The organism is Pseudomonas putida (assembly GCF_009883635.2).
Classification (GTDB): domain Bacteria; phylum Pseudomonadota; class Gammaproteobacteria; order Pseudomonadales; family Pseudomonadaceae; genus Aquipseudomonas; species Aquipseudomonas putida_W.
The window spans coordinates 49,401-61,245 of sequence record NZ_CP026115.2 but is presented as its reverse complement, the minus strand read 5'-3'; the positions used below and the strand labels follow the sequence as shown (position 1 = coordinate 61,245).

At 67.7% G+C, this 11,845-nt stretch carries 11 protein-coding genes; 9 read left to right on the top strand and 2 right to left on the bottom strand.

Features of this window, described 5'->3' with window-relative positions; genetic code table 11:
• The first annotated feature begins 81 nt into the window (after positions 1 to 81).
• From C2H86_RS00230 to C2H86_RS00220, 3 genes are read left to right on the top strand one after another with little or no spacing between them, the layout of a single operon-like run.
• A complete protein-coding gene (locus tag C2H86_RS00230; RefSeq protein ID WP_159410929.1) occupies positions 82 to 1,803 on the top strand; it encodes an FAD-binding protein in 1,722 nt (573 codons plus the stop codon).
• Entirely contained in the window at positions 1,800 to 3,476 is a 1,677-nt protein-coding gene (locus C2H86_RS00225; protein ID WP_159410928.1) for an FAD-binding protein, read from the top strand. Before C2H86_RS00230 ends, C2H86_RS00225 begins: the two co-directional genes overlap by 4 nt.
• Positions 3,473 to 4,240 (top strand): SDR family oxidoreductase, encoded by a 768-nt coding sequence (locus C2H86_RS00220; RefSeq protein ID WP_159410927.1) that lies wholly within the window; start codon positions 3,473 to 3,475, stop codon positions 4,238 to 4,240. Before C2H86_RS00225 ends, C2H86_RS00220 begins: the two co-directional genes overlap by 4 nt.
• Positions 4,241 to 4,334: 94 nt before the next feature.
• Here C2H86_RS00220 and C2H86_RS00215 read toward each other — a convergent pair whose 3' ends face one another.
• Positions 4,335 to 4,790 carry an REP-associated tyrosine transposase gene (locus C2H86_RS00215; RefSeq protein WP_159410926.1) on the bottom strand — a complete coding sequence of 152 codons (456 nt, stop codon included), beginning with the start codon at positions 4,788 to 4,790 and terminating at the stop codon, positions 4,335 to 4,337.
• 381 nt (positions 4,791 to 5,171) lie between these two features.
• On the bottom strand, positions 5,172 to 5,957 hold the full coding sequence (locus tag C2H86_RS00210) for an enoyl-CoA hydratase (protein ID WP_159410925.1): 786 nt from the start codon (positions 5,955 to 5,957) through the stop codon (positions 5,172 to 5,174).
• A gap of 136 nt (positions 5,958 to 6,093) precedes the next feature.
• On the opposite strand from C2H86_RS00210, the gene C2H86_RS00205 reads away from it, so the two are divergent.
• Genes C2H86_RS00205 through C2H86_RS00180 form a run of 6 tightly spaced genes read left to right on the top strand, consistent with a single transcriptional unit; the run spans position 6,094 to position 11,801 of the window.
• Positions 6,094 to 6,867 (top strand): SDR family oxidoreductase, encoded by a 774-nt coding sequence (locus C2H86_RS00205; RefSeq protein WP_159410924.1) that lies wholly within the window; start codon positions 6,094 to 6,096, stop codon positions 6,865 to 6,867.
• A gap of 57 nt (positions 6,868 to 6,924) precedes the next feature.
• A complete protein-coding gene (locus C2H86_RS00200) occupies positions 6,925 to 7,893 on the top strand; it encodes a bifunctional MaoC family dehydratase N-terminal/OB-fold nucleic acid binding domain-containing protein (RefSeq protein WP_159410923.1) in 969 nt (322 codons plus the stop codon).
• A gap of 10 nt (positions 7,894 to 7,903) precedes the next feature.
• Positions 7,904 to 9,037: an acyl-CoA dehydrogenase family protein gene (locus tag C2H86_RS00195; protein ID WP_159410922.1), complete on the top strand. Its 1,134-nt coding sequence runs from the start codon at positions 7,904 to 7,906 to the stop codon at positions 9,035 to 9,037.
• Positions 9,009 to 9,428: a MaoC family dehydratase gene (locus C2H86_RS00190; protein WP_159410921.1), complete on the top strand. Its 420-nt coding sequence runs from the start codon at positions 9,009 to 9,011 to the stop codon at positions 9,426 to 9,428. Before C2H86_RS00195 ends, C2H86_RS00190 begins: the two co-directional genes overlap by 29 nt.
• A 14-nt stretch (positions 9,429 to 9,442) precedes the next feature.
• Positions 9,443 to 10,621, top strand: a complete 1,179-nt coding sequence (locus tag C2H86_RS00185) for a lipid-transfer protein (RefSeq protein WP_159410920.1) — start codon at positions 9,443 to 9,445, stop codon at positions 10,619 to 10,621.
• Positions 10,622 to 10,631: 10 nt separating this feature from the next.
• Positions 10,632 to 11,801 carry an acyl-CoA dehydrogenase family protein gene (locus C2H86_RS00180; protein WP_159410919.1) on the top strand — a complete coding sequence of 390 codons (1,170 nt, stop codon included), beginning with the start codon at positions 10,632 to 10,634 and terminating at the stop codon, positions 11,799 to 11,801.
• Positions 11,802 to 11,845: the final 44 nt, after the last annotated feature.

The window sequence follows — 11,845 nt, the reverse complement described above, 5'->3', positions numbered from 1 at the left end:
TGATCATGGGATGCACGCCGCCAGCCGCACCGCGAGGGTGCTGGCGGCTCTTCCCTGACCTTAGCGAATGGCACAACAACAATGACGGCTCAAGATCAGTCTCAAACCCAGTACGACGTGATAGTGGTCGGCTCGGGGGCCGGCGCGATGACCTCGGCGGTGTTCCTTGCCGACCAGGGCTTCAGCGTGCTGGTTCTGGAAAAGAGCGACAAGTTCGGCGGCACCTCGGCCATTTCCGGGGGTGGCATCTGGATCCCCAACAATCACTACTTCGCCCGCCAGGGCGGCAACGACAGCCTCGAGCAGGCACGCCGCTACCTCGATGCAGCGGCCGCTGGCCAGGTCGACCCGGCCCGCCTTGAGGCCTACCTGGACAACGCGCCGAAGATGATCGAGGCGCTCACCCGCTGCAGCCGCGTGCGCTATGCGGTGGCGGCGAAGTACCCCGATTACTACCCGCACCTGCCCGGCGCCTTGCCCGGCGGGCGCACCCTCGACCCGGAACTGTTCGACAGCAGCCTGCTCGGTGCCGAGCTCGACAACCTGCGCAAGCCGTCACCCTCGACCCTGCTGATGGGCCGTATCGCCTGGACTGCGCGCGACGCGCACAAGGCCATGGCCCGAGGTTTTGGCTGGCGCCTGCTGATCCTGCGGCTGATGCTGCGCTACAAGCTCGACTTCAAGTGGCGCCGCAAAAGCCGTTTCGACCGCCGTGCGGCGCTGGGCAGCTCGCTGGTGTGTTCGCTGCGCCGCTCGCTGATGGACCGCAACGTGCCGCTTTGGCTGAACAGCGACTTCCGTGAACTGATCGTGGAGCAGGGCCGGGTCAGCGGCGTGCGCATCTACCGCGAGGGCCGCGAGCTCGCGCTGCAGGCCCGTCACGGGGTGATCCTGGCGTCTGGCGGCTTCGAGCAGAACCAGGCCTTGCGTGAACAGTACCTGCCCAAGCCGACGCGCATGGCCTGGAGCGCCACGCCACCGGGCAACAACACCGGCGCCGCGCTGCAGGCTGGCCTGGCCCAGGGCGCGGCCACCGCACTGATGGACTGGGCCTGGTGGGCGCCAACCATCGCCGTGCCGGGTGAAGACAAGCCCCGTGGCATTTTCGCCGAACGCGCCTTCCCCGGCGCCATCGTGGTCAATGGCGAGGGCCGGCGATTCGTCAACGAAGCCGCACCGTACCTGGAATTCGTCGACGCCATGCACCGCGACAACGCCCGCACCGGCGGTGGTTCGGTGCCGGCCTGGGTGATCTTCGACGGGCACTTCCGCTTCAACTACGCCATGGGCCCGTTGATGCCGGCCCAGGTCATGCCCGACAGCCGCTTGCGCCCGGAGTGGCGCGACACCTTGTACTGGAAGGCCGAGACTCTGGAGGCCTTGGCCGGCAAGATCGGCATCGACGCCCAGGGCCTGGCCGGCACCGTGGCCCAGGTCAACGACTATGCGCGCACCGGGGTCGACCTGGACTTCGGCCGCGGCGGCAATGTCTTCGACCGCTACTACGGCGACTGCAACATCAAACCCAACCCGTGCCTGGCACCGCTAAGCAAGGGGCCGTACTACGCCATGCGCCTGGATGCCGGTGACATCGGCACCAAGGGCGGCCTGCTGACCAATGCCCAGGCCCAGGTACTGCGTGAAGACGGCTCGGTGATCGCCGGCCTGTATGCCATCGGCAACTGCTCGGCCTCGGTGATGGGCACCAGCTACCCCGGTGCTGGCGGCACCCTGGGCCCGGCCATGACCTTTGCCTACGTGGCCGCCAACCACTTGGCGGCCAAGCGCCGGGAGGTGGCATGAGCAGCGCCGTCACCGCGATTCTCGAACCGTTGCAGGTGGCCGACGCGGCGGCGCTGCAGTGGCAGGCACACTGCGATGTGCTGGTGATCGGCTGGGGCGCCGCCGGGGCCTGCGCGGCGCTGCAGGCATGTGCCGATGGCGCCGATGTGCTGGTCGCCGACCGCTTTACCGGCGGCGGCGCCAGCGCCCGCAGCGGTGGCGTGGTGTATGCCGGCGGCGGTACCCGGCAGCAGCAGGCGGCGGGTTTCGACGACAGCCCCGAGGCGATGTTCGACTACCTGCGGCATGAAACCCAGGGCGTGGTCAGCGACGACACGCTGTGGCGCTTCTGCCGCGACAGCGTCGCCAACCTGCAATGGCTGGAAAGCCACGGCGCGCCGTTCGCCCACCAGATGCCACCTGGCGGCAAGACGTCGTACCCGCCCGACGGCGCCTTCCTCTACTACTCGGGCAACGAACTGGTGCCGGCCTATGCCGGCCAGCAGCCGGCGGCGCCGCGTGGCCACCGCACGGTCGGCAAGGGCCAGTGCGGCGCGGTGCTGTACAGCCACTTGCAGGCGGCCTGCCTGCGCGCCGGCGTGCGACCGTTGCCGCAGTCGGCGGCGCGGCGCCTGGTGCTCGACGGGTGGGGGCGGGTGATCGGTGCCGAGCTGTGGCGCCTGGCACCGGGCAGCAAGGCGGCGCGCGAACATGCGCGGCTGGCGGCCCGCGCCGAACGCCTGCAGAACTTCATGCCGGGCTACTGCGACCGCCTGCGCCGCCGGTTGAGCGCGCTCGAACACAAGCACGCCCGGCCCTGGCTGGTGCGGGCTGTGAACGGGGTGATCCTGAGCACCGGTGGCTTCATCTTCAACCGCGAGCTGATCAAGGCCCACGCGCCAGCCTTCCGCCGCAACTTCAAGGTCGGCGCCACCGGCTGCGACGGCAGCGGCCTGCGCCTGGGCCTCAGCGTCGGCGCGGCCAGCGACCGCCTGCAGCGGGTCTCGGCGTGGCGCTTCATCAATCCGCCGTACAGCTGGCACAAGGGCATCGTGGTCAACCGCGCCGGCGAGCGCTTCTGCAACGAAGAGGTGTACGGCGCCACCCTCGGCCAGCCGTTGATGGAAGAGCAGGGCGGCCAGGCCTGGCTGGTGCTCGATGCGCCACTGCGCAAGCAAGCCCTGCGCGAGGCGTTGTTTGGCGGCTACTGGTGGTTCCAGGCGCTGCCGGCGTTGGTGCTGATGCTGTTGGGCGCGCGCAAGGGCAAAAACCTGCAGGCGCTGGCGCAAACCACCGGCATGGTCGCGGAAAACCTGCGTCAGGCGTTGCTGGCCAACAATGCCGCAGCCCGTGGCCAGGCGCCGGACCCGTTCGGCAAGTCGGCGGGCGGGCGCCAGGTGCTGGAGCAGGGGCCGTTCCATGCCTGCGATATCTCGGTGGGCAACCCGATCTTCCCGCTGGGGGCATTGACCCTCGGTGGCCTGCGCGTAGACGAGCAGAGCGGTGCGGTGCTGGACCAGGAGGGTCAGGCAATCGCCGGGCTCTATGCGGCCGGGCGCACGGCGCTGGGTATTCCTTCACATCTTTACATCAGCGGCCTGTCCCTGGCCGATTGCGTGTTCTCTGGTCGCCGTGCCGGAGCCGCCGTCGCCGCCGGGGCACGCTTGAACACGGACTGCGAGGTGGCGTCATGAGTGAACGTAACGGACGAGTGCAGGGCAAGGTTGCCTTGGTCACCGGGGGCGCCAAGGGCATCGGCGCAGCGAGTGCACGGCTGCTGGTAGAGCAGGGCGCCCAGGTGCTGATCAGCGATATCGATGAACAGGCCGGGCTGGCCCTGGCCGAAACGCTGGGCCCGGCGGCCAGCTTCATCGTCCATGATGCGAGCGATGAAGCGCAGTGGCAGCGGGTGACGGCGGCCATTGCCGAGCGCCATGGCCGGCTGGATATCCTGCTCAACAACGCCGGCATGCTCCAACCCGGCAACATCGAGGACACCGAACTGCGCGACTGGGAGCGGCTGATGCGGGTCAACGCCGCCAGTGTGTTCCTGGGCTGCCGGGCGGGTATTGCGTTGATGAAGGCGCAGGGCGGCTCGATCATCAATCTGTCGTCGGTGGCGGCGCTGGCCGGGCGTGACGATTACCTGGCCTACAGCGCCTCGAAAGGTGCGGTGGCGGCGCTGACCCGCTCGGTGGCAGCGTTCTGTCGGCGGCGGCGTTATCGCATCCGTTGCAATTCGCTGCACCCGGATGGGGTGCTGACCGACATGACCCGTGGCGGATTTCCGGAGGGTGTCGACCCGGCGCGGTTGACCATCGACAGTGACCCGATGAACCGCATGTGCCTGCCCGAGGATGTGGCGGGCAGTGTGTTGTACCTGGCCAGTGATGAGTCGCGGGCGGTGAATGGGGTGGAGTTGCGGATCGATAGCGGGCAGTTGGTGATGTCGATTTGAGGGGGGCTGGGTTGAGATTTTTGGTGTTGCGGAAATCGAGCGCCGCCCGCGCGGCGCTCGATCCATCAGGCGCCGTCATTCTATCGGTGTACCCTCACAGCCACACCGCATCCCAATGCGGATAATCTCCGGCCCTTGCCACCAATCCTGCCCTGATCGGATTGGCAACGATGTATCTCGCGATCTTGAGAATATCTTCATCCCTGCGCAATGCCCGGTCGTGATAACCCGCCTGCCAGATCGGCGATACATTCACTCCGGCCTTGCGCAATGCATTGCTGGATCGGCATTTGAACCGTTGCATTAGCGTGCCAAGCGTCGTGTCTTTCAATTCAATCAGCCAGTGCACATGATCAGGCATAACAACCCAGGCCAGCGAGTTGCAGTACTGTTGCTGTTCTGCGAGGCGAAGGTTATGGATGACTAGTCGTGCATGGCGGAAGTCGAGAAACAACGAGCGACGCTGATGGGTAACGGTCGTCAACATATAAAGCCTGCCTGGCACTGAGCATCGGGCATGGCGAAGCCTGCAGCCGTGGGGTTTGGTCATTGCATTCATCCTTGAGTGCTTCCCGGCACAGCGTAGTCATGGTGTCTGGGGTGCAGCGGAAATCAGGTTTTCAGGATGTGAATGGCGGGAGAGGTGTGGCGCCCATGAGATCGAGCGCCGCCCGCGCGGCGCATCGCGAGCTGCGCTCGCTCCTACGTTTGTTTCGGGCCAATCATTCCTGTGGGATTTGCGCGCGTGTGCCTTGGCGCATGGCACGAGATCGCGTCGTACAAACAAGGCGGTCGCGCGAGCCTGCCACAGGCGTTACTGGCCCGAAACAAACGTAGGAGCGAGCGCAGCTCGCGATGCGCCGCGCGGGCGGCGCTCGATCTCATAGGCGCTGAAACTGTCACGGCGGGCACATGAAGGCCCCAACAAATCTCAAAACCCCTCAAACCGCGCCGCCCGCTTCTCGATAAACGCCTGCATCCCTTCCTTCTGGTCTCTGGAAGCAAACAACAACGCATTGGCCTTGCGCTCCAACGCCAATGCTGCGTCCAGCGGCGCATCCATCCCCGCCAGAATCACCTCCTTGATCTGCTCAGCCGCCAGCGCCGGCATCCCCGCGATCACCCGCGCCAGCTCCAGCGCATGGCCCTGCACCTGGTCGTCGTCGACCAGGTCGCTGACCAACCCCGCCACCCAGGCCTCTTCGGCACTGATCGGCTGCCCGGTCAGGGCCATGCGCATGGCCTTGACCTTGCCCACGGCGCGCACCAGGCGCTGGGTGCCGCCGATGCCGGGCATGATGCCGATGCGGATCTCCGGCTGGCAGAAACGCGCACTGCGCCCGGCAACGATCAGGTCGGCGAGCATCGCCAGTTCGCAGCCACCGCCATAGGCGTAACCGCAGACCGCGGCGATCACCGGCTTCGGGCAGTGCTGGATCGGCGCCCAGACCCGCTCGGTGTGGCGCTGGTAGATATCGATCGGGCCGACCCCGGCCATGCTGCCGATATCGCCGCCGGCGGCGAACACCTTGTCGCCACCGGTCAGCAGGATGCAGCGCACTTCCGGGTCCGCACCCAATTCACTGAAGTGGCGCGACAGCAACGCTTGGAGCTCCAGGCTCAGGGCATTGGTGGCGTGCGGGCGGTTCAGCCGCAGCAACGCAACACCCGCCAGCGGGCGTTCGAGCAGGACCGGTGGAGCAGCTGAATCAGGCATGGATTTCCTCATGTGCAGGGGCGCGATGGCCGCCAGTGTTGCCCCGCGCCGCGGCCCCTTCATCGTCCGTTCAGACGAAGTACGGCCGCCATCGAGCCTCTAGAGTCGGTTGCCATGGCAGAACGAGGAACAGGCTATGGGGTTTGATTACAACGGCAAGGTGGTGCTCGTCACCGGCGGTAGCAAAGGGATCGGCGCAGGTATCGCCGAAGGGTTTCTCGCAGCCGGGGCGCAGGTGATCGTCTGCGCCCGCAGCCAGCCCGAACAGTTGCCCAGCGCCAAGGGCCGCAGCGCGGTGTTCATCGCCGCCGACGTGCGCGATGGCGATTCGTTGCAGGCGTTGTTCGACACCGTCGAACGTGACTTCGGCCGCCTCGACGTGCTGGTCAACAACGCTGGCGGCAGCCCGTCGGCGGTGGCCGCCACTGCCTCGCCACGCTTTCACGAGGGCGTGCTGCGGCTGAACCTGATCGCACCGCTCAACGCCGCCCAGCACGCCAACCGCCTGATGCAGGCCCAGGTGCAGGGCGGTTGCATCGTCTTCATCGGCAGCATCAGCGCCTTGCGTGCGTCACCCGGTACCGCCGCCTATGGCGCGGCCAAGGCCGGGGTGCTGGCGCTGGTGCAATCGCTGGCCGTGGAGTGGGCGCCGAAAGTGCGCGTGGTCGCGGTCAGCCCCGGCCTGGTGCTGACCGACCAGGCTCACCTGCACTACGGCAGCGAGCACGGCATCGCCGCGGTCAGCGCTGGCATCCCGGCCGGGCGCATGGCCTCTGCCGAGGACATCGCCAACGCCTGCCTGTACATCGCCTCGCCCCTGGCCAGCTATGCCAGCGGTTGCAACCTGCTGCTGCACGGCGGTGGCGAGCGCCCGGCGTTTCTCAGTGCGGCCCAGGCCCTACCGACTTGATCGACCACCTGGCGGCGGCCGCATCGGCCCGCCGCCCTCACGTTGCAGGAGACGACTTTGGCTGACCCACAATTGCTATCCAGCGTGCGCGCCCTCGTGGGCCGCGAATATGGCCGGGTGTATGCCTGGGATGCGGTGAATGCGCCGATGATCCGCCAATGGTGCGAGATCATGGGCATCGACAACCCGCTCTACAGCGACCCCGACTTTGCCCAAGGCAGCCCGCACCAGGCAATCGTCGCCCCGCCGGCCATGCTCCAGGTGTGGACCATGGAAGGGCTGCACGCCAACAACTACCCGCCGGGCTCCACCGAGCAGAACCCGTACGAAGTGCTCAAGCTGATCGAGGAATACGGCTACGCCTCGGTGGTGGCGGTGAACTCCGAGCTGAGCTTCACCCGCCCGGTGCAGCTGGGCGAGCGGCTGTACTACACCACCCGCCTGGACGCGGTGGGGGACGAGAAGACCACCGCCCTGGGCACCGGTTTCTTCGTCACCCTGGTGATGAGCCACTTCGTCGAAAAGCCTGAGGGTGACGAGCCGGTGGGCGAGCTGCTGTTCCGCGTGTTCAAGTTCCGCCCGGCCAACCCGCAACCCGCCGCCAAGCCCGAGGCCGCACCGGCCAAGGCCAAGCGCCCGCTGCCGGGGGTGAGCGACGACACCCGGTTCTTCTGGGAAGGCTGCGCCGAAGGCCGCCTGCTGATCCAGCGCTGCAGCGCCTGCGCCACCTTGCGCCACCCACCGGCACCGGTGTGCATGGCCTGCCACAGCTTCGAGTGGGACAGCGTCCATTCCAGCGGGCGCGGCAGCCTGTATTCCTTCGTGGTCATGCATTACCCCGAAGTGCCGCCGTTCGACCACCCCAACCCGATCGGCCTGATCGAGCTGGACGAGGGCGTGCGCCTGGTCGCCGGGCTGATCGGCGTGCAGCGCGAGCAACTGCAGATCGGCCAGCGCCTGCAGGTCGAATTCCACACCTTCGACGCGCAGCAGACCTTGCCGTTGTTCCGGCCAGTGGCCGAATAGGAGGGCGCCCATGGACTTTCAATTGAGCGAAGACCAGCGGGCCATCGAGCAGATGGCCCAGAGCCTGTTCAGCGACCACTGCCATGACGATGCCCTGCGCCACTGGGACGCCAGCGGCGAACCGCTGATGGCGCCGCTCTGGGCGCTGTGCCAGGAAACCGGCCTGCATGCCCTGGCCATCCCGGAACAGCAGGGCGGCAGCGGCCTGGGCATGACCGAGCTGATGCTGGTGCTGCAGGCCCAGGGGCGCAGCCTTGGCCAGGTACCGCTGTGGCGGCACCAGCTGGCCGCCGCGACCCTGGCCGCCTTCGGCCTGGGTGACCTGGTGCAGCTGGCGGCTCAGGCGGCTGCGGGCGATCGGTTGCTGAGCCTGTCGCTGGACGGCCTGTACGCCGCAGGTGGCATCGCCTTGCAGGCCACGGCCGCTCCCGAGGGCTGGCAGGTTAGCGGGCAAGTGGCCGCACTGCCACTCGGTGAACAGGCCCACGCGGCGCTGCTGCCGGTGCTTGCCAACGGCCAGCCACGGCTGCTGCTGCTCGACCTCGACAACCCGGCCATCCAACGCGTGCCCGGCGTGCTGACCCACGGCGAAGCGATCACCGACCTGCACATCGAGGGCCTGCGGGTCAGTGCCGACCGCGTGCTGCCCGCCGCCGCGCTGGCCTGGCTCGAACCGCGCGCCATCGCCGCCCTGGCGGCCCTGCAGCTGGGGGTCAGTGCCGAGCACATCCAGCGCACCGTGGCATATGTGGGCGAGCGCCAGCAGTTCGAACGGCGCATCGGCAGCTTCCAGGCGGTGCAGATGGGCATGGCCGATGCGCACATCGCCCTGGAGGCCCTGCGCAGTGCCCTGTGGCAGCTGTGCTACCGGCTGGACGCCGGCCTTCCGGCACCGTCCGAGGCCCAGGCCACCGCCTACCTCGCCTGCGAAGCCGGCCACCGCATCGGCCATGTCGCCCAGCACGTGCACGGCGGCATTGGCGTCGACCTGACCTACCCGATTCACCGCTATCTCTACTGGAGCCGCGCCCTGGGCATTGCCCTGGGTGGTTCGGCGGCCTGCCTGGAACGGCTCGGCGACTGGCTGAGCGACAACGACAAGCTGGGATGGAAATATGACCTCGAAGAACACCAAGCGCTTTGACGATGTGCGCCCCGGCGAAACCCTGCCAGCGCTGCAGGTGCCGATCACGGTGGCGCTGATCGCCGGCGGTGCGATCGCCACGCGTGACTACTTCCCAGGCCACCACGACCTGGATGCCGCCCGTGCACTGGGCTCGCCCCACGTGTTCATGAACATCCTCACCACCAACGGCCTGGTGCAGCGCTTCGTCGAAGGCTGGGCCGGCCCGCTGGCGCGCTTCACCTCGCTGAAGATCAAGCTGGGCGTGCCCAACTACCCCGGCGACTGCATGACCTTCAGCGGCAGCGTGAGCGGCCTTGACCCCGAAACCCGCACGGTGGAAGTGACCCTGAGCGGCAAGAACTCAATGGGCAACCACGTGACCGGCACGGTCGCGCTGGTGCTGCCATGATCAGCGGAGGCAGCATGAGCAACCTTTCGATTTCCGGGCGCGCCGCGATTGTCGGGCTGGGCGCCACCGAGTTTTCCAAGAACTCCGGGCGCACCGAACTGCGCCTGGCCCTCGAAGCCACCCTCGAGGCCCTGCGCGACGCCGGCATCGATCCCTCGGAAGTGGAGGGCTTCAGCTCCTATTCGGTAGACAAGGTCCCGGAGTACGAAATCGCCCGCCTGCTGGGCTGCAAGGACGTCAAGTTCTTCTCCCAGGTGCCCCACGGTGGCGGCGCCGCCTGCGCGCCGGTGATGCACGCGGCCATGGCGGTGGCCACTGGCGTGGCCAAGGTGGTGGTGGTGTACCGGGCGATGAACGAGCGCTCGTGGTACCGCTTCGGCAGCGGCAGCTACGGATTTGTCGCCACGCCGATTTTCGACAACGTCAACTACGGCTGGTACATGCCCCACGGCTTCCATACCCCGGCCGCCTGGGTCGGCATGTTCGCCCAGCGCTACATGCACACCTATGGCGCCACCTCGGAAGATTTCGGCCGCGTGGCTGTGGCGGCGCGGGACTTTGCCGCGACCAACCCCAAGGCGTTCTTCCACGGCAAGCCGATCACTCTCGAAGAGCACCAGGCTTCGCGCTGGATCTGCGAGCCGCTGCACCTGCTCGACTGTTGCCAGGAGTCCGACGGTGCGGTGGCCATGGTCATCACCTCGGCCGAGCGCGCCCGTGACCTGCGGCAGAAGCCGGTGACCATCAAGGCCGGCTCCCAGGGCATCACCCAAGGCCAGCAGAGCATGACCTCGTTCTACCGCGACGACATCACCGGCCTGCCGGAAATGGGCGTGGTCGCCAAGGAGCTGTACCGCCAGTCCGGGCTCGGCCCCGAAGCGCTGCAGACGGCGGTGATCTACGACCACTTCACCCCGTTCGTGCTGCCGCAACTGGAGGAATTCGGCTTTGCCCGGCGTGGCGAGGCCAAGGAGTTCATTCGCGCCGGGCACCACGCCCGCGGCGGCAAGCTGCCGATCAACACCCACGGCGGCCAGCTGGGTGAAGCCTATATCCACGGCATGAACGGCGTCGCCGAGGCGGTGCGCCAGGTGCGTGGCACGGCGGTCAACCAGGTGTCGGACGTGGAAAACGTGCTGGTCACCGCCGGCACCGGCGTGCCCACCAGCGGCCTGATTCTGGGCACGGCCTGAGGAGCACAGCATGTTCGTCGATCTTACTCCCGAGCAACATGCGCTGCGCCGCAAGGTGCGCGACTACTTCCAGGCGCTGATGACCCCCGAGCTGCGCGAGCGCCTGCGCGGCCAGGAAGGCGGTGAGCTGTATCGCCAGACCGTGCGCCAGATGGGCCGTGACGGCTGGCTGGCGGTGGGCTGGCCGAAGGCCCACGGCGGCCAGGGCTACGCCGCCACCGAGCAGCTGATCTTCTTCGAAGAGGCCAACATTGCCGGCGCGCCGCTGCCGTTCGTGACCATCAGCACGGTGGGCCCGGCGTTGATGGAACACGGCAGCGCGGCGCAGAAAGAGCGCTTTCTGCCGGGCATCGCCGCCGGTGAAATCATGTTCGCCATCGGCTACTCCGAACCCGATGCCGGCAGCGACCTGGCAGTGCTGCGCACCAGCGCCCGGCTGGACGGCGAGCACTTCGTGGTCAACGGCAACAAGCTGTGGACCTCGGGCGCCGAGTCGGCGGACTTCATCTGGCTGGCCGCACGCACCGACCCGAGCCAGGCGCGGCACAAGGGCGTGTCGATCCTGATCCTCGACACCCGCCTGCCGGGCTTCTCCAGCACGGTGATCCCGACCACCAGCAACCCGACCGCCGCCACCTACTACGACAACGTGCAGGTGCCCCGGGACATGCTGGTCGGCGAGCTGCACGGCGGCTGGAAGCTGATCACCGCGCAGCTCAACCACGAGCGCCTGGGCCTGGGCTCCTGGTCGGACAAGGTCGTCGGGCTGTTCCGCCGCGTCTACCTGTGGGCCAAGGCCCGCGACGAGCAGGGCCGGCGGGCGATGGACAAGGCCTGGGTGCGCAGTTCGCTGGCCGAGTGCTATGCGCGCCTGGAGGCGATGCGCCTGATCAACCTGCGCATCGCCGCCAACCTGGAGCGCGAGCACATGGACGTGGCGTTGAGCTCGACCACCAAGGTGTACGGCTCGGAATCGGCGATCGAGATCCTGCGCCGGCTGTCGGCCATCGTCGGCGCCAATGGCGTGGTCCGTGGCGGCTCGGCTGCGGCGGCGCTGCACGGTGACCTGGAGTACGAACTGCGCGCCTCGGTCACCGTGACCTTTGGCGGCGGCACCAATGAAATCCAGCGCGAGCTGATCGCCCAGTTCGGCCTGGGCATGCCGCGCACCCAGCGCTGAGCCACCCCAACCACAACGACAGGCCCCGCCCCGGCAGCGCCCGG